Raw genomic sequence first — 17,974 nt, 5'->3', positions numbered from 1 at the left:
TATGAGTCAATCCTGTTGAGAAGGTCCGCGTTGCCACCGTCCATCTGTGCTTATCTGTCTTATCTGGGGCTACGCCTTGCCGAGGTGCCGCGGCGATGGCTTTCAATGAATTTTCGCCGTCTGTGCGGCCGCTGCCCGGAATAAAGTGTAAGCCCCAGATAAGACAGATAAGCACAGATGGACGGTGTCAACCCGTGTGGCCGGCTCGTTTCATTCGAAGTGTTGAAGGCGCTTCGCGCAGGAGGTTGCGCTACCGGAATTCCGTGTCTTTCCGTGTCCGCCGCCGAAGGCGGCGTTTCAGTGCTTTCCGTGGTGAATCTTTCTTCCTTTCACCTGTGGCGCGTTCACCACTTCCCGGTCCGGAAACCATGTGTTAACGGTTACGCATCGGCGAAGAAACGCAGGGGTGGGCCAGGTGTTCGAAGAAGAAGTCAGACGGCATATCCACTTTGCGCCCGCACCGTCGTGGGTGAAGGAACTGCCGTTCGCGCGTCCGGACCTGCTGGATCAATCCAGGGCGCCCTGGGGCCTTTATACCTGGCTGGTCGACGACCAGGCTAAGCTCGATACCCGTCCGCACCGCTACAACCGCACCATCGAAGAAGTGGTCAACCTGTCGGCGCTGGATTACCTGGCCAATGTCACCCTGCCGTTCAACCCGTATTACGACGACCTGACCATCCACCATATCCGCATTATCCGCGGCAATGAGGTCATCGAGGTCGACGTCGAACGCCGCTACTTCGTCATGCGCCGCGAACGCAGCTTCGAGCGCCTGGTGCTGGACGGCCGCTGGACCTTCGCCATCACCCTGCCGGATGTGCGCGTCGGTGACATCATCGACACCGCCCTGACCCTGACCGGCGACCCGGCTTGCTTCCAGGGCGAAATCACCATGCCGATGCCGCTGCAAAGCGCCATCTACTGGGACCGCCGCCATGTCCGCCTGCTGGTCCCGCCCGAGCGCAAGCTGAACATGAAGCCGTTCCCGCTCGGCTGGATTCCGCCCAAGGTCAACAAGCTCGACGACGGCTACAGCGAGATCACTTTCGAAGACAGCCATGTCTTTGAGTGCGACTATGAATACGATATGCCGGGCTGGGTCATCCCGGCGCGCGGCTTCTATGCCAGCAGCATCGACTCCTGGGAGCGCGTCGGCGACCTGATGCGCGCCGGCTTCGAAGGCGACACCGACTATCCGCAGGGCCTGCTGGATGAGATCGCCAGGATCGAGGCCGAACATGCCGATGTCCGCGACCGCATCGTCGCCGCCGTGCGCTGGGTGCAGGAAAACATCCGCTACTTCGCCTTCTCGTTCGGCGAAGGCGGCTTCGTTCCGCGCAGCCTCAAGGAAATCTACGGCGACCGCATCGGCGACTGCAAAGACGTGTCGAAGATGATCGCCGCCATGCTGACCCGCATGGGCGTGGAATCCTATCCGGCCCTGGTCGATACCCGGCGCGGCCATGACCTGACCAACCAGCCGCCGCGGCTGGGCGCCTTCAACCACTGTATTTCCATGTGCTACCACGACGGCCGCACCTACTGGTTCGAAGGCACATCGTCAGTGGCCCAGGGCGGCGACCTCGACCACCTGGCGCAGTACGACCTGGGCTATGCCCTGATCCTGAAGCCAGGCACCGACCTGATCCGCATGATGGACCGTCCGGCCAAGCTGGAATACGAGGTCCGTGAAGTCATTAACCTGCCGGCCAAGAAGGGCGAGCAGACGGTCATCGAGATCGACTACATCTACCGCGGCGCCCGCGCAGATGCTGTCCGCCGCGATCTGCGTTATCAGAGCCTGAGTTCGTACGTTGAGGACCGCTGCGCCCTGTTCAGCTACATCTACGGCATGAACATGTGCGCCATCCCGCAGATGACCGACGACCGCAGGCTGAACGAGATCACCATCAACACCTTCGTCACGACCGATAATCCGTGGCAGGGCGGCGGTGGCCACCGCATCTTCTTCAGCCCAGAATCGGGTTTCGACTACGTGCTGGAAGATCCGGAAGGCCGTCGCCGCTTCCCGTTCGACCTGGGCGACGTCCGCGAAGGCCGCATTACCACGGTGATCAAGACGGATTATAAGCTGGATTGGCCGTTGAAGTCGAAGACCTGGGATTTCGGCGGATTGGTGCTGGGTTATACCGGTCGCCAGACGCGCGAAGGCTTCGAGGCGGTGCGCGAATACAGCGTCCGCCGCACCTGGCTGTCGCCCGACGAAAAGGCGAAGCTCGACAACGTCTATGCCGAGGTCCAGGACTATGACCGACTGACCGTGGCGGTTTCCGGCCGCAAGCCTTCGACCTGGCTGCCCAGCGCAATCACTCGCGCGGTGGTTTGGGCCGGGGTGCCGATCGTGGCCGTGGGCGTGTGGGCGGTTTTCACGTTCTTGCTCTGACGGCAAAAAGCTGGCCAATCCGCCGGTTTGCGGTATAAGGCGCGCATGCCCTTAAAGATTGCCATTGTCGGCCGGCCCAATGTCGGCAAATCGACCCTGTTCAACCGCCTCGCCGGTAAGAAGCTCGCCATCGTCGACGACCAGCCCGGCGTGACGCGCGACCGCCGCTACGCCACCGGCAGCTTGGGCGATATCCCGCTGCTGCTGATCGACACCGCCGGCTTCGAAGACCTGACCGACGACTCGCTGGAATCGCGCATGCGCGTCCAGACCGAACTGGCGCTGGACGAATGTGACGTCGCCTTCTTCGTCGTCGATGCCCGCGAAGGCGTGACGCCGCTGGACCGCATCTTCGCCGAAACCCTGCGCAAGCGCGACAAGCCGGTGGTCATGATCGCCAACAAGGCCGAGGGCCACCAGGCCGCCGCCACGGCAGAAGAGGCCCGCGTCCTGGGCTTCGGCGAGCCGCTGCACCTGTCGGCCGAACACGGCGAGGGCATTTCGGAGCTGTATGAGGTCACCGAAAAGTACCGCCAGCTCATCGAAGGCGACTTCTCGGAAGAGGAGGAGGGCGACGAGGACGACGACACCAAGCCGATCCGCATCGCCATCATCGGCCGCCCGAATGCCGGCAAGTCGACCCTGATCAATAAGCTGCTGGGCGAGGACCGCCTGCTGACCGGTCCGGAAGCCGGCATTACCCGCGACTCGATCTCGGTCGACTGGCAATACGAAGGCCGCACCATCCGCCTGGTCGACACGGCCGGCCTGCGCCGCAAGGCCCGTGTCCAGGAAAAGCTGGAAAAGCTGTCGACCGCCGACACCATCCGCGCCATCACCTTCGCCGAGATCGTTGTGCTGTGCATGGACGAGGCCAACGCCTTTGAGACCCAGGACCTGCAGATCGCCGACCTGGTCGAGCGCGAGGGCCGGGGCCTGATCTACGCGATCTCAAAATGGGATCTGGTGGCGGAGCCCCAGGCGCGGCTGGCGGAAATCGTCGAAACCGCCGAACGTCAACTGCCGCAATTGCGCGGTACGCCCCTGGTAACCTTGTCGGGTGTGACCGGTCGTGGTGTCGAACGGCTGATGCCGGCGGTGCTGAAATGCTATCGCAACTGGTCGGCCAAGGTGAAGACGCGCGACCTGAACGACTGGCTGGCCCTGGCGGTGCAGAGGCATCCGCCCCCCGCCGTTGACGGCAAGCGTATCAAGCCGAAGTACATGGCCCAGACCAAGGGCCGACCGCCGACGTTTGTGCTGTTCGCGGCGCGGTCGTACGCCATGCCGGACCAGTATCGGCGCTATCTGATCAACTCCTTACGCGAGTCGTTCGACCTGCCGGGCGTGCCGATCCGTCTGACGGTTAAGGCCAATTCGACGGTCAATCCATTCGATGATAGCGGTGGCGCCAGCCAGACGTCGGGTCCGCCGCGTGTCCGCGCCAAGGCCAAGGTGAAACCGGGCGAGAAGCCGGCGCACCCCAATCGCGTACGGCAAAAGCCGAAGGGCACGACCGTCGCGCCCAAGGTGGTCGCCAAGCCGCGCGCCGATGCCGCCAAGGCCAAGGCGTTCAAAGCCAATATCGGCAAACCGGTAGGCGCACGGCCAACCGCGGGCAAGTCCGGCGGGGGGCGCAGAGGCGCTGGGCCATCGACCAAGCCGGGCGCCGCCGGTCCTGGCGGACGTAACAACCCGGGTAAGCGGCGGTAAGTTTTGAACCATGGATGGGCACGGATTTCCGGTCCATCCTGAACCCGCCGCGCGGCGGCAAATTATACAAGGGGATCCGCAGATTACACAGATTTGAGGGATTAAAATCCGAACGTGATCTGCGTAATCTGTGGCCCCACTTTTCAATGGGTGCCGCTGCGCGGCAGGTTCAAATGACCGACCTCCAAGACCTGACGCCGGCCTCCCCGAACGAGGCGCTGCTTGCTCTCAACAACGCCTTCGCCAAGGAAACCTCGTTCCTTACCGAAGCCGACTGGCAGCAAATGATTGCTGAGTCCCTGTTCGCTTTCCATGCCGGCACGGACGGTTTCATCCTGACCTTCGACCAGACCGCTGGCTACGACAGCCCCAATTTTCTGTGGTTCAAGGCGCGCTACGACCGCTTCTGCTACATCGACCGCGTGGTGATCGCCGCTTCGGCACAGGGCAGGGGATTGGGCAAGGCGCTCTACCAGCACCTGTTCGAAGCCGCCAAAACGGCAGGCTTTAACAGCGTCGTCTGCGAGGTCAATCTCGATCCGCCCAATCCGGGCTCGATCGCCTTTCACGAACGCCTGGGCTTCGAAGCCGTCGGCGAGCAGACCCTGCCCAACGGTAAGACCGTACGTTACTTCGCTTGCGCCGTGGCGTAGCGGTCGACCGTCGTCGGCAGCAAGATCTCATACGGCACCCACTCATATTGCTGGGCGTAGCCGCCGGTCGCCATGGTCTTGGCGCTGTTCAAGGCCGCCTTGGCCATCGAACCTGTGTTCTGCAGAAGTGTCACCGACAGGTCACCAGACTTCACGCCATTCAAGCCGTTGGCCGTGCCGTCGGTGCCGCCGACAAACACCTTGCCGGCTGGAATGCCGCGCTTGCGCAAAGCCGTTACAGCACCCAAGGCCATTTCGTCGCTGTTGGCGGCGATGGCATCGATCTGGATGCCCTGATCCAGCCAGCCGAGCACCAGTTGCTCGGCCTCGTCGCGGCTCCAGTGGGCGCTGGCCTCGGCCGCCAGTTTCACATTCGGCCGCGTCGCCAAAATCTCCTTGATGCCGCTGCTGCGGTCATCGCTGGCGGCGTGACCATCGGTTCCGCGGATGACCACGACATTGCCGGCATTGTTCATGGCGCCGGACAACAGCCGCATCTGCAAGCGACCGGCGACGATGTCGTTACAGGCGACGATCGACACCTTGCCGCGGACATCGGCGATCGGCGGCGGCGTGTTGACGAAGACCAGCGGCACGCCGGCCTTCTTGGCGGCGTCGAAGGCGTGCTGGCCGGCCTCATTATCGACCGACAGGATGATGATGGCGTCGTACTTGGCCTTGATGGCCTCGTCGACCTGACGCTGCTGCGTCGCCCGATCATTGTTGGCCAGGTCTATGGTCAGTTCGACGTCACTGTCGCGGGCGTCCTCGGCGGTCAGCGAATTCCGAATGCCGTCGATAAAGGTCTCCGACCGTGACAAGGTCACGTAAACCCGCGTCGCAGCCTCGGCGCCGGTGGCCATCATGCCCAGAAGCAGGACGGCCGACATCACAGCCTTTTTCATCCCTCAACACTCCCTGCATTATTGTTATACCGCCTAGTGTCGTGATTTCGAAGTTCGTGCTATTTTGATATCGCCCGAAAAACGAACTTCGAAATCAAAACGACACTAGATTCAATAAGTTGCTAGTGTCCTTTAGATCCCGAAATTCGCCATAGGCCGATATCAAAGTCTTGCGAATTTCGGGATCAGGACACTAGGTGTGCCTGAAAACGGTTGCTGAAACGTCAATGATTTATATGACGTATTATAGTTTTGCGAGTGCGCGCCCCAGTGTCGCCACCAGGTTGTCGATGTCGTTTTCCGTGACATCGATCGGCGGGCGGAAGCGGATCGAGTCCGTTCCGGCGCCCAGCAGCAGAAGGTTCTCGCTTTCCAGCGCCAGTTCGACCAGCCGGCCCTTGTTGCCGGCGCCCAGGACGGTGAAGCCCTGATACAGGCCCCAGCCGCGGACATTGGCGATCTTGCCGGGATACTGCGCCACCAGGCCCTGCAAGCCGGCAATAAGTCGTTCGGTCTTGGCGGGAACGGCTTCGAGCAATCCTTCGTCCTCGACGATCTTCCATTCCTGGACGAAGCGGACCATGTCGGCCAGCGAGCCGCCCCAGGTCGAGTCGAGCACGCCGATATCGTCCATGGAGTTCAGCATATAGACGGCGCCATTGCCGAACTTCTTGGCCACGGCGATGGATTGCGGCGGATAGGGAACATCGAACAGATCGATGGCAAAGACGGCGCCGCACTGGCCGCCGCTGGTCTGGACCTCGTCCAGCCCCCAGGCGACATCGTAGCGGTGACACAGCTCCGACAGGCCGCGGTAAAACTCCGGCATGGCCATGCGGTGGCCGCCGGCGCCCTGCAACGGTTCCAGGATGACACCGGCGATATCGCCTTCGTGCATCTGCATCAACCGCTCCAGCTCGGCCAGGCAGGCGTCGGCGACGGCGCGGTTGTCGGCGTCGCTCCGGCGCGTGTCGTAATCGGGGAAGGGGACGGTCAGGTTATCCTTGATGATGCCGTGGAAGTCCTTGGTTGCCACCGGATCATTGGTTAGCCGGGTGATGTTCAAGGCGAATACGGTGCGACCGTGGAAGGCCTGGTCGAAGGAGATGAAACGATGCGTGAATTCCGTCCGGCCCTTGGCCTGCTGTTTGCCGTGGTGGAGATTGATGAGGTATTTCATCATGTTCTCGACCGCTTCGGCGCCGGAATTGACGGCATAGACCTCGACCTTGCCGTTCTTCATGCACAGCGGCCGCAAGCGGTGCAGCAGGCGGTAATAGTTCAGGCACTGCGGCGTCAGGAAGTCCGGATTGGCCATCTTGGTGTTGGCGGCCAGGACCAGGTCGCGAACATAATCGGGCTCGTTCATGCGCGGATGATTGTAGCCCAGCAGTTTCGACCCGTAGAGCCCGCACCAGTCGGTGAGGTTATCACCATCGACGGTGGCCAGGGTCATGCCCTGCGACCGGCTCAGGTCAACGGCAAAGGGATAGGGTTCGGCAATGACGTAGCGGCCCAGCTCTTCGAGCATGGCGGCGCTGCGTGCCTTGGGGTAAGACATCGTAATCCTCGCAAAGGGGGCGTTCGGCGCCGTTTTCCGGCGCGCTTGTGATCACACGGTTTGCGCTGTTTCCCGATGAAAAGCAACCGTTTCCGCCGGCGGTTCGCGCGTCGGATCCAGCAATTCCAGCAGCAGCGGCACGATCTCGCTGGGGTGCGGCAGCGACATCGGATCTTCGCCCGGATAGGCCACGGCGCGCATGCGGGTGCGCATGGCGCCGGGCGCCAGCAATGCGGCGCGGATCGGGGTGATGTCCAACTCATCGGCCCAGGCGCGGACCAGGGTTTCCATCGCCGCCTTGGTGGCGCCGTACAGGCCCCAGAAGGCGCGGCCCTTGGTCACCGACCCACCGGTGGTGAAGGCGACCAGCCGTCCGGCTTCGGATTGCCGCATCAGCGGCTCGACAGCGCGCAGCAACCGCCAGGTGGCGGTGATGTTGACGGCGACGACCTTGTCGAAATCTTTGGGCTCATGGTGGCTGACCGGAGTCAGCGTCCCGAGCAGAGCGGCGGCATGGATGACACTGTCCAGGCGGCCGAACCGTTCCAGGATAACCGCGCTGAGGCGGTCGATGGCCTCGCCATCGCTCAGGTCGAACGGCACCAGAGTGGCATGGCGGCCGGTGGCGGCGAAGATCTCGTCGTCCAACTCTTCCAGGCTGGCCTTGGAGCGGGCGCAGGCGACGACCTGGGCGCCGGCCTTGGCCAGGCCCAGCGCGCAGGCGCGGCCGATGCCGCGCGATGCGCCGGTGACGAGGGCGATGCGGCCCTGTTGCGACAGGTCGGTCATCAGTTCGACGAGGCCAGCAGCGACAGGTGACCGGTGCTGGTTGGCTCTTCCAGAGCCTGTTCGCGGTCGGTCAACGGGGTCGGATAATCGCCGGTGAAATAGTGGTCGGTGAACTGCGGCGTTTCGGGGTCGCGGCGGTTATGTCCCATCGCCTTGTACAGGCCGTCGACCGAAAGGAAGCCCAGGGAATCGCATTCCAGGATCTGGCGCATCTCTTCCAGGGTGTGGTTGGCCGCCAGCAGCTTTTCACGGTCCGGCATGTCGATGCCGTAGAAGTCGGGCCACATGATCGGCGGGCTGGCTGAACGCAGGTGGACTTCCTTGGCGCCGGCTTCGCGGACCATGCGCACGATCTTCACCGAGGTGGTACCGCGGACGATCGAGTCGTCGATCAGGATAACGCGCTTGCCTTCCAGCACGACGCGGTTGGGCGAGTGCTTCTTGCGCACGCCCAGGTCACGGATATGCTGGGTCGGCTGGATGAAGGTTCGGCCGACATAGTGGTTGCGGATGATGCCCAGTTCGAACGGCAGGCCCGACTGCTCGGCAAAGCCCAGCGACGCCGGCACGCCGGAATCGGGCACCGGCACCACGACATCGGCGTCGGCGCCGTGTTCGATGGCCAGTTGCCGGCCCATGGCCTTGCGGACCTCATAGATCGACTTGCCGTTCACCACCGAGTCCGGGCGGGCGAAATAGACATATTCGAACAGGCACGGCCGCGCCGCGCGGGTGTCGAACGGCTTGTAGGACTTCAGGCCGTTTTCGTCGATCTGGACGACCTCGCCATGTTCGACGTCGCGCACGAAGGTCGCGCCGATCATGTCCAACGCGCAGGTTTCCGACGCCAGGACATAGGAACTGTTCAGCTTGCCGATGACCAGCGGGCGGATGCCCAGCGGATCGCGCGCGCCGATCAGCATCTTGCGCGTCAGGGCGACCAGGGCGAAACCGCCCTCCAGGTGGCGCAGGGCCTCCATGAAACGGTCGATGATGCGCAGTTCCCGCGACCGGGCGACCAGATGCAAAATGACCTCCGAATCGGAGGTCGACTGGAAGATGGAACCTGCGGCGACCAGTTTGGTCCGCACATTCATGAAATTGGTGAGATTGCCGTTGTGGGCGATGGCGATACCGCCCTGGTCCAGGTCGGCAAACATCGGCTGGACGTTGCGGATGAAGGCCCCGCCGGCGGTCGAATAGCGGGTATGGCCGATGGCCGAATGGCCCTGCAGCTTTTGCGTCAGGTCGGAACCGGTAAAGACATCGCCGACCAGGCCATGCTCGCGTTCGATGTAAAACCGGCGGCCGTCGCAGGAAGCGACCCCGCAGGCTTCCTGGCCGCGGTGCTGCAGAGCGTGCAACCCCAGGACCGTGACCGCGCTGGCGTCATCCATGCCGTAAATGCCGAAAACACCGCATTCCAGACGTGGCCGGTCGTCCTCGATGTCGCGCGCGATGGCGCCTGTATCAACGAGGTCGGACAGGGGAGGCACAGGCAGCATAAGATCTCTTTCGGTTACGCGAGGACCGCTGCTGGGCGCTAGCCGCGGCCGACTACTCCTGGCTGGTCTCCACCACCTTGTCGGTCGCTTGGCTTCCGACCGGGACGAAGGCCTGGATCGCTTCGGCGCAGCGAGCCGTCAGCGGGAAAACCTTTGCGTCGAGGAACCATTCAGGCAAGCGCTCTTTAGGCGTGACGACGACAAAAATCAAATGGATTACGCCCAGAACGACCAGTGTACGGAAGATTCCGATCCCGAGCCCCAGGGCGCGGTCGAAAGCGTTGAGCGCCTTTTGTTTGTGGACCTTTTCGGCCAGGCTGTGGCCGAAGAACCGGATGCCGAAATAGATCAGCAGGAAGACCAGGAAGGCGACGAATACGCCCAGCAACGTATCGAGCGCAAACGTTTTGGTTACGAACGGGTGGCTGACCACGGCGATGAACAGGGCCAGAAAGAACGAGATCAGGTTGACCAGTTCCTTGATACCGCCGCGCATCACGCCCGACAAACACGAGGCGATCAGAACCGCCAGAAAAATGAAATCCCAAGCCTGCACTGCCATCCCCTGCCGATATGGTGTTTTCCCTGTTTACCATTTTGGCAGGAGGTTAACAACCGGACTTACTCTCCGACGGGAAACAGGGCGGCGATCGCGTCCGCCAAACTGGTGAATCCCTTGACCTTGACGGGCGGATTGTCGATGGCCACCGGCGCGGCGATGGCGCTGTTGAAGCCCAGCTTGGCGGCTTCCTTCAACCGGCCCTCACCGCGGCTGACCGTGCGAACATCCCCCGACAGGCTGATTTCGCCGAACACCACGCAGTCGCGCGGCAAAGGCGTATCCGTCAGGGCCGACACCAGGGCCAGGGCCGCGCACAGATCGGCTGCCGGTTCGTTGATCCGCAAGCCACCGGCCACGTTGAGATAGACATCCTTCTGGCCGAAGCCGACACCGCAGCGCGCCTCCAGCACCGCCAGGATCATGGCCAGCCGGCCGGAATCCCAACCGACCACGGCCCGTCGCGGCGTGCCATAGGCTGAGGGCGCCACCAGGGCCTGGACCTCGACCAGCACCGGCCGCGAGCCTTCGATACCGGCGAACACCGCCGAACCCGAAGCGCGCTCATGGCCGTCACCCAAGAAGAGTGCCGACGGATTGGGCACCTCACGCAACCCAGCATCGCCCATCTCGAACACGCCGATCTCGTCGGTGGCGCCAAAACGGTTCTTGGTGCCGCGCAAAATCCGGAACGGATATCCGCGCTCGCCTTCGAACGACAGGACGGCATCGACCATATGCTCGACCACGCGCGGGCCGGCGATCTGGCCTTCCTTGGTGACGTGGCCGACCATGATGACCGAGGTGTTGTGCTTCTTGGCCAGCCGGACCAGTTCGCCGGCGCAGGCGCGCACCTGCGACACTGACCCTTGCGCCGCCTCGATGGCGTCCGACCACAGGGTCTGGATGGAATCAATGATGACCAGATCGAACTTTTCGCGCTTCAACGCATCCATAATGGTCCGCAACGAGGTCTCGGCGGCCAGGTCGACCGGCGCCTTGGACAGGCCCATGCGGTTAGCGCGACCACGAATCTGCTCCACTGCTTCTTCGCCGGAAATATAGCCGACCCGGAGGTTACGCGACGCCGCATTGGCCGCAACCTGCAACAGCAGGGTCGATTTACCAACGCCGGGATCGCCGGCGATCAGGATGGCCGAACCCGGCACAACGCCACCGCCGCAGACGCGGTCGAACTCATCGATGCCGGTGACCATGCGGGCGGGGATTTCATCCGTGCTGTCCAGGGTTTCGAACTGCAGCTTGTTCATCCGCGACAGTTTGGCCGGTTCGGCCTTCAATCCGCCCGGCGGTGCCGAAAAACTCTCCTGAACTAATGTGTTCCACTGGCCGCAGGCGGGGCATTGGCCTGCCCATTTGCTGTGAACGCCGCCGCAAGACTGGCAGGTATAGAGAGTCTGGTGTTTGGTCATGTCGGCTCGCGGAACAAGAGTGTTCTTCTTATGTTCCATCGACGTGAGTCTGTCAACCGTAATGTCGCGGGACCCGTGCGCCCAGCCGCGTCAGCACTTCATAACCGATCGTGCCCGCGGCCGCGGCGACCTCATCCAGGTTTTGCGAACTGCCCAGAACCTCGACCCACGTACGGTCGCCGACATGCATCCCCGTCACATCCACGGTAAACACATCCATCGACACCCGGCCGGTGAGGGGGCGGCGCTCACCCTGCACGGTGACGAAACCCGACGGCGCGAAACTGCGCAACAGCCCGTCGGCGTAACCCAGCCCGATCGTCGCCAGGGTCATGTCGCGCTCGGCCACAAACGTCGCGCCATAGCCGACGCTTTCGCCGGCCTTGAGGTCGCGGATCTGCAGAACGCGGGCGCTGAGGTGCGCCACCGGCTGGATATCCGGGTGCGCCAGGCCGAACGGGCCGCCGCCGTAAAGACAGATGCCCGGCCGGACCAGGTCGAAACCGTAGTCGGGCCCGAGATAAATCCCCGGGCTGTTAGCCAGCGACCGGGCGACGCCGGGGAAGCGATCGGCCGCCGCGCGGAACGCCGTCAACTGTTGCGCATTCAAAGGATGGTTTGGTTCGTCACCGCAGGCCAGGTGGCTCATCACCAGGGCCAACCGATGTTGACCCGGATCGGGGAGGGCGGCGACCTCATCCGGCCGGACACCCAGCCGGTTCATGCCGGTGTCGATATGCACCGCGGCCTCTACGTTCGACGGCCCCTGCAACCACAGTTGAAATTGCTCAGCCGTGTTCAGAACCGGACGCAAACGCTGGGCGGCGAAGGCGGACGGATCGGTCAGCCCGTCGAGAACGTAGATAACCGGATCGACCCCGACCAGGGTCCGCAGGGCCAAGCCTTCGGCCAGACGCGCGACAAAAAAAGTCCTGGCGCCCTGGCGCGCCAGATACGGCGCAACCGCTGCCATGCCCAAGCCGTAGGCGTCGGCCTTGACCACGGGCGCGACTTCGGCGCTGCCGGCGGCGCGCTTTAACGCGGCATAGTTATGGCTCAGCGCGGCAAGATCAATATTGAGGCGGGCGGTCGGCGAAGCGGACATCATGCTTCGTGGCTAGCACGCACCGGCAAAGGAAATCTACGCCTTTGTGACGGGTTTCATCACGACGTGATCGACCGGATTGCCGGCGAAGAAGTTCATCACGGCGCTGCGATGGTCGGGCCCGGTGATGACGGCGATGCGCTCGCCGGAATGGGCCTTGGCGAACTGGGCGATATTGGCGGCGATGCGCGCCTTGCGGCCGGTATTGAAAGCGGTGATCCCGGCGAAACGCGTGCCGTCATAATAGGCTTTCAAGGTGTTGTCATAGGCGACGCAAAGGGCGTCATAGCGTCCATCATTGACCTGACGCGCCGAAGCGGTCTCCAACACCGCGCGTTTTTGCGTGGCGATGTCGCTTAGCCGTACGGCCAGGGCCTGTTTCTCTGGTGTATGCAGTTCCGGCGCATCGCCCGTCTGGGCCTGAAGCTCGCCGATCGGCGTGCTCTCGAACCATCCGACTGGCAGAGGCTTGCCGTTCAACTCATCGCCCAGCCAGTCGAAACCGAAGACCTTGTCGCCATAGGCGGCGCGCAGGTCGACCACCTCTTTCGGATAGACCGACGCCAGCCAGACCGGATCGCCGGTAACATCCTCCGGCCGCATCTCCAGCCCAACCCAGTCGGGCTTGAACCCGGCGATCAGGCGGTAGAGGTCGTCATAGCCATAGCGCGGATTGACCTCATGCAGGTCATGCAGGGTGGCGACCACCATAAGCGTCGCCGGGGCGATCCGCGGCTGGGCTTTACGTTTCCTGGCAAAAGCAGGCGCCGCCAGCGGCATCAAGGTGGCGGAGAGCATAAAGGCCAAAGCGGCGCGGCGTGACGAAACCTGTGACATCCTACCCTCCCAGACAAAGCGTTAATACGTCATGTCTGCGCCTTAAGGGCATCAGGATTCGATAAGACTGATCGCCGCCGAACCTAAAGAACGAATCTATTCGTTGCTGTAGCTGGCGTAACGGTCGGAATTCGCCAGGTTGCCGAACTTGACCGTGCTTTCGCTGAACGACAGCCGGACCGTGCCGATGGGGCCGTGACGCTGCTTGCCGATAATGACTTCGGCAGTGCCTTTACAGCGGTCCATTTCTTCCTGCCATTTCAGGTGATCTTCCGTGCCTTCCTTGGGCTCGGCACGACCCAGGTAGTAGCTTTCGCGGAAGACGAACATCACGATATCGGCGTCCTGCTCGATCGAGCCGGATTCACGCAGGTCGGACAGCTGCGGCCGCTTGTCGTCGCGGCTTTCGACGGTCCGCGACAGCTGCGACAGGGCGATGACCGGGATAGCCAGTTCCTTGGCCAGCGATTTCAGGCCCATGGTGATGGTCGAAACTTCCTGCACCCGGTTCATCTGGCCGCCGGTGTCACCCAGGGTTACCAGCTGAAGATAGTCGACCATCAGGCAATCGAGGCCGACAGTCCGCTTCAAACGCCGCGCCCGGGCGGTCAGCTTAGCCAGGGTAATGCCGCCGGTGTCGTCGATGTACAAAGGCGAGGCGCTGATATCCATGGCGCCTTCCTTGAGCTTCATGAACTCGGTGGCGTCGATTTCACCCTTACGGATTTTGTCGGACGGCACGCCGGAGGCGTCGGCCAGAAGACGGGCGGCCAATTGGTCGGCCGACATTTCCAGCGAATAGAAGGCGACGATGCCGCCGCGCACGGTCTTGCGCGTACCGTCGGGCTGGGGTTCGTAGGCATAGTTGCCGGCGATGCTCATGGCGATATTGGTGGCCAGGGCGGTCTTGCCCATGGAAGGACGGCCGGCCAGGATGATCAGGTCGGACTTGTGCAGGCCGCCGATCTGGCGATCCAGGTCGGTCAGGCAGGTAGAAATCCCGGCCAAACCGCCATCGCGGTGGAAGGCTTCTTCGGCGTGGGCGAGGGCGCCGGCCACGGCGTCGGAGAATGGCACGAACCCGGTGGAAGACGTGCCCTTTTCGGCCATGTCGAACAGCTTGGCTTCGGCGGCTTCGATCTGATCACGGGCGGGCTTTGCGCCGTTGGCGTCCTTGGCGATCTCGCCGCCCAGCCGGATCAGGTCGCGGCGCAGCGCCAGGTCGTAGATGACGCGGGCATAGTCCGACGCATTGGCGGCCGGCGGGGCACGATCGACCAGGTCGGCGAAATAGCGGATGCCGCCCAGGTCGTTGAAGGCCGGGTCGTTCTTGAACTTGTCCATGAGCACGATCGGCTCGGCCAGGTGGCCGATACGGATCTGTTCTTCGATGGTCGCGAACAGGCGCTGGTGGAAGGGTTCGTAGAAATGTGACGACTGTAAGCCGTCATACAAACGTTCGTACGCACCGTTGTCAAACAGCAGACAGCCCAGCAAAGCCTGTTCAGCTTCGAGGTTGTGCGGGAGGGAAGCGGGCGCTTCTGCGGTGGGGGGCGTCAGGGTATCGGGCATGATAGGCGTCATACAAAGGTTAACGCGGCCAGCGCAAGGCCGCGAGGGGTTCCTTTCACGGTTCCGTCAATCGGTCCACTTTGGGCCGATCCACAGGCTGTGAAGATTGGGGATAACCCTAACATGTTCCCGAATTGTTCTCAATCCATAGGGTTTGCCCGCGCCAAAGAAAACTCCCCATCGTTGCCGACGGGGAGCTGAAAACGCTGTCGCGAGTCCGGGTGCAGGGCCCGCGGCCCTGCTACCAGGATTGGCTGACGCGCGCATACACGAAGCGACCGTTGAAGCCGAACGGTGAAAACCGCGTAAAGGCCAGGGCCCCGGCGCCGTTGCCGCTGGTGACATTCAGGTTGGCCGGCGTAGCGTCCGGATAGACGTCGAAGACGTTGTCCGCGCCGACGGTGATCGCCGTGCCGGTGCCGAAACGATAGCTGACCGACAGGTCGGTGATCGTCTTTTCACCGGTGTGGATGTCGTTGGCTTCGAGCGCGGCCGGATCGACCACGTCACCGTAATAGGTGGCGCGGGCATTGACCGACCAGTTGGCCTTCTGCCAATCAACCGCCAGGCTACCCTTGGTCTCGGGCGCCGAATTGGTCAGGATCAGCTGACGCTGACGGGCGAACAAGGTCGGCTGGGGATTGAGCGGCGAGTTGGTCAGGGTCGGCAGACGATCGATCTCGGTCTCGTTGTGGTTGTAGGCGCCGGTGAAGGTGAAGTTGCCCACGCTCTGCGTCCGCAAACGATAGGCCGCCACGACATCGACGCCGGTCGTGGTGGCGTCGACGCCATTGATGAAGAAGCGCGCCGCGCTAACGCCATAGGGGGCCAGCAGGCCGGCGACCTGGGGTGAGAAGCCCGCCGAGATGTTTTCCGACAGCACGATGCGGTCGTCGATATCGATCTGATAGGCGTCAACTGTCAGCTCGAACGGACCAGACTTCCACACGGCGCCCAGGGTGCCGCTGGTCGAGGTTTCGGCCTCAAGAGGCTCGGCACCGAGCGTTGCGGAAACCGGGGCCGTGGCCGGGAAGGTGCCGGTTTCGACCACCACGCCGCCCGTCACGACGGACGCGGTCGAGGTGAAGTACTGCTGGGCCAGGGACGGGGCGCGGAATCCGGTCGACAGCGAGCCGCGCAGGGCGAAGTTATCGGTGAATTCGTAACGTCCGGCGACCTTGCCCGACAGGTTGCCGCCGAAGTCGGAATAGTTCTCGTAACGCAGGGCGGTGTCGAAGCTGAAGCGATCAGTGACTTCGCCGGCGACATCGACATAGATGCCGGCGCTGGTGCGGTCCTCGTCGACTTCGTTATTGGGACGCAGGCCGATGAAGCCCTGGGCGCCGGCCGACTTGGTGGTGTCAGGCCCCAGGGCGTAGGATTGCAGTTCGCCTGCGCCGATTTCGTAGGTTTCCCGACGGGCTTCCAGGCCGGCGGCGACGCTCAGCGGTCCTGCCCAGCCGGCGACGTCGAAGTCGCGGCTGAAGTCGGCGTTGAACACGGTCTGGCCGTATTTGAGCTGGCCGGAATAGAAGTCGTGCTGCGACGCCGTGCCGTAGGACGGATTGATGCTGTTGAGCGTGTAGTAATCCAGCTCATTGCCGCCGCCGGTCAGGCTGACATCGCTGGTCCACTCGCCGATCGTGCCGCGCAGGCCGGCCGTGGCCGAAACGTCCTTCGACTTGGCATTGATGATCGGCAGGAAGCCGTTGGGATAAACGGCCAGGACGTTACCGGCGCTGGTGCTGTGGCGATAGAAGGCGGCGCTTTCGGAGTCGAGGTCGCGATAGCCCAGATTGCCATAGGCGGTCCACGTGTCGTTGATCGGCTTGCCGGCATTGAAGAACAGGCTGAGGTCCTTCTGCTCCGGATCACCATAACGGCTGGTGACGCGGGCGGGGCTGACGACGGGGCTGACGTCGGCGCGGTTGGTCGGGTTGCGGCGGCGCAATTCGCCGGAGACGGTGAGGAAACCATCGGAACCCAGGGGCAGGCCGACCCAGCCGTTCAGGCTGGTGGTGCCGCCGTCCTTGATATGGCGGTCGGAGCTGGCGGCGTCGAAATCGGTATCGTATTCGCCGTAGGAGAAGGTGACATTGCCGCCTTCGCTGGCTTCGCGCAGGCCCAGATTGACAACCCCGGCGATGGCGTCGGAGCCGTATTGCGCCGAGGCTCCGTCCCGAAGGATTTCGACCTTGTCGAGTGCGGCGGCGGGGATGGCGTTGAGGTCGACGGCGGACGATCCGCGGCCGGCCGAGCCGTTGATGTTGACGAGGGCGGAGGCGTGGCGGCGCTTGCCATCGACCAGGACCAGGGTCTGGTCGGGCGCCAGACCGCGCAGCGAGGCCGGGCGGACGTTATCGGTGCCGTCGACGGCCGACGGGCGCGGGAAGTTCAGCGATGGCGCGACGCGCGACAGGCCTTGGGCCAGTTCGGTCGAGCCCTGGGACTTCAGGGTGTCGGCGCGGACGACGTCGACGGGGACCAGGGTGTCGAGGCGCGAACGACGGACGGCGCGCTGGCCGGTAACGACGATTTCTGACGGCTCGTCGGCTGTCGTCGGGGCGGTATCCTGGGCGAAAACGGCGGGAGCAAAGCTGAGGCTGGCAGCCAGAGCGATGGCGCTGGCGGTGTAGAGGCGAGATTTCGACATAATGTCTTTCCTTGAGATGTGCATTTTATGGCTCCGGTGCGTCCGGTTCTCGCCTTAATTGGTTGCCAGACCGTTTGAGTTTAAGGGGTGTGCGCCGCAACATTTTCTACCCGCTGGCGTTAGAAAAACTATTTTTGTGATCACGTCCGCTGCGAGAAGGAATAAGGTTTTGAACACGAAAAGCTCGAAAAACTCAAAAAGCACAAAAATTCAGACTTTACCGACGGTGCGGCGGTTCCTGGATTGAGGGCCGCTGCGCGGCGGGTTCAGACTGCCAAGACA

Annotated in this window: 13 protein-coding genes; 3 read left to right on the top strand and 10 right to left on the bottom strand. The window is 63.0% G+C overall.

The genetic code is table 11. The features are described 5' to 3' along the window. Positions 1–415 precede the first annotated feature (415 nt). The 3 genes from ABAC460_RS37510 to ABAC460_RS37500 all read left to right on the top strand — a co-directional run bounded on the left by ABAC460_RS37510 (position 416) and on the right by ABAC460_RS37500 (position 4,773). Entirely contained in the window at positions 416–2,407 is a 1,992-nt protein-coding gene (locus tag ABAC460_RS37510) for a DUF3857 domain-containing protein (RefSeq protein WP_031236890.1), read from the top strand. A 45-nt stretch (positions 2,408–2,452) separates the two neighbouring features. Beyond that, on the top strand, positions 2,453–4,120 hold the full coding sequence (gene der, locus ABAC460_RS37505; protein ID WP_023453859.1) for a ribosome biogenesis GTPase Der: 1,668 nt from the start codon (positions 2,453–2,455) through the stop codon (positions 4,118–4,120). A 173-nt stretch (positions 4,121–4,293) separates the two neighbouring features. After that, a complete protein-coding gene (locus tag ABAC460_RS37500; protein ID WP_023453858.1) occupies positions 4,294–4,773 on the top strand; it encodes a GNAT family N-acetyltransferase in 480 nt (159 codons plus the stop codon). On the opposite strand, the gene ABAC460_RS37495 is transcribed toward ABAC460_RS37500, so the two are convergent. From ABAC460_RS37495 to ABAC460_RS37450, 10 genes are all read right to left on the bottom strand, one after another. Next, a complete protein-coding gene (locus tag ABAC460_RS37495) occupies positions 4,749–5,678 on the bottom strand; it encodes a substrate-binding domain-containing protein (RefSeq protein WP_023453857.1) in 930 nt (309 codons plus the stop codon). The genes ABAC460_RS37500 and ABAC460_RS37495 overlap by 25 nt on opposite strands. A gap of 244 nt (positions 5,679–5,922) precedes the next feature. Beyond that, positions 5,923–7,239: an aminotransferase class III-fold pyridoxal phosphate-dependent enzyme gene (locus tag ABAC460_RS37490; RefSeq protein ID WP_031236888.1), complete on the bottom strand. Its 1,317-nt coding sequence runs from the start codon at positions 7,237–7,239 to the stop codon at positions 5,923–5,925. Positions 7,240–7,290: 51 nt separating this feature from the next. After that, positions 7,291–8,028: an SDR family NAD(P)-dependent oxidoreductase gene (locus ABAC460_RS37485; protein WP_023453855.1), complete on the bottom strand. Its 738-nt coding sequence runs from the start codon at positions 8,026–8,028 to the stop codon at positions 7,291–7,293. Next, positions 8,028–9,533 (bottom strand): amidophosphoribosyltransferase, encoded by a 1,506-nt coding sequence (purF, locus tag ABAC460_RS37480; protein WP_023453854.1) that lies wholly within the window; start codon positions 9,531–9,533, stop codon positions 8,028–8,030. Before purF ends, ABAC460_RS37485 begins: the two co-directional genes overlap by 1 nt. Positions 9,534–9,585: 52 nt before the next feature. Continuing rightward, the gene (locus ABAC460_RS37475; RefSeq protein WP_031236886.1) at positions 9,586–10,095 is read right to left on the bottom strand and encodes a CvpA family protein; all 510 of its coding nucleotides are present in this window, start codon (positions 10,093–10,095) and stop codon (positions 9,586–9,588) included. Positions 10,096–10,154: 59 nt separating this feature from the next. Then, entirely contained in the window at positions 10,155–11,525 is a 1,371-nt protein-coding gene (radA, locus tag ABAC460_RS37470) for a DNA repair protein RadA (RefSeq protein ID WP_031236884.1), read from the bottom strand. A 52-nt stretch (positions 11,526–11,577) separates the two neighbouring features. Beyond that, a complete protein-coding gene (alr, locus tag ABAC460_RS37465) occupies positions 11,578–12,630 on the bottom strand; it encodes an alanine racemase (RefSeq protein ID WP_031236883.1) in 1,053 nt (350 codons plus the stop codon). 36 nt (positions 12,631–12,666) lie between these two features. Next, positions 12,667–13,467: a hypothetical protein gene (locus ABAC460_RS37460; protein ID WP_023453850.1), complete on the bottom strand. Its 801-nt coding sequence runs from the start codon at positions 13,465–13,467 to the stop codon at positions 12,667–12,669. 96 nt (positions 13,468–13,563) lie between these two features. After that, entirely contained in the window at positions 13,564–15,039 is a 1,476-nt protein-coding gene (locus ABAC460_RS37455) for a replicative DNA helicase (RefSeq protein WP_023453849.1), read from the bottom strand. 241 nt (positions 15,040–15,280) lie between these two features. Next, positions 15,281–17,692, bottom strand: coding sequence for a TonB-dependent receptor plug domain-containing protein (locus ABAC460_RS37450; protein WP_023453848.1), 2,412 nt, complete (start codon positions 17,690–17,692; stop codon positions 15,281–15,283). Between the last annotated feature and the right edge of the window lie 282 nt (positions 17,693–17,974).

It is taken from the genome of Asticcacaulis sp. AC460, from assembly GCF_000495795.1.
In the GTDB taxonomy this organism is placed as follows: Bacteria; Pseudomonadota; Alphaproteobacteria; order Caulobacterales; family Caulobacteraceae; genus Asticcacaulis.
This window is presented reverse-complemented; position numbering and strand designations above follow the sequence as displayed.

Bases quoted from the DNA above. Each gene is read 5' to 3' on its own strand.
- der (WP_023453859.1), top strand. From the start codon at position 2,453: ATGCCCTTAAAGATTGCCATTGTCGGCCGGCCCAATGTCGGCAAATCG.
- ABAC460_RS37500 (WP_023453858.1), top strand. From the start codon at position 4,294: ATGACCGACCTCCAAGACCTGACGCCGGCCTCCCCGAACGAGGCGCTG.
- ABAC460_RS37495 (WP_023453857.1), bottom strand. From the start codon at position 5,678: ATGAAAAAGGCTGTGATGTCGGCCGTCCTGCTTCTGGGCATGATGGCC.
- ABAC460_RS37490 (WP_031236888.1), bottom strand. From the start codon at position 7,239: ATGTCTTACCCCAAGGCACGCAGCGCCGCCATGCTCGAAGAGCTGGGC.
- ABAC460_RS37485 (WP_023453855.1), bottom strand. From the start codon at position 8,028: ATGACCGACCTGTCGCAACAGGGCCGCATCGCCCTCGTCACCGGCGCA.
- purF (WP_023453854.1), bottom strand. From the start codon at position 9,533: ATGCTGCCTGTGCCTCCCCTGTCCGACCTCGTTGATACAGGCGCCATC.
- ABAC460_RS37475 (WP_031236886.1), bottom strand. From the start codon at position 10,095: ATGGCAGTGCAGGCTTGGGATTTCATTTTTCTGGCGGTTCTGATCGCC.
- radA (WP_031236884.1), bottom strand. From the start codon at position 11,525: ATGACCAAACACCAGACTCTCTATACCTGCCAGTCTTGCGGCGGCGTT.
- alr (WP_031236883.1), bottom strand. From the start codon at position 12,630: ATGTCCGCTTCGCCGACCGCCCGCCTCAATATTGATCTTGCCGCGCTG.
- ABAC460_RS37460 (WP_023453850.1), bottom strand. From the start codon at position 13,467: ATGTCACAGGTTTCGTCACGCCGCGCCGCTTTGGCCTTTATGCTCTCC.
- ABAC460_RS37455 (WP_023453849.1), bottom strand. From the start codon at position 15,039: ATGCCCGATACCCTGACGCCCCCCACCGCAGAAGCGCCCGCTTCCCTC.
- ABAC460_RS37450 (WP_023453848.1), bottom strand. From the start codon at position 17,692: ATGTCGAAATCTCGCCTCTACACCGCCAGCGCCATCGCTCTGGCTGCC.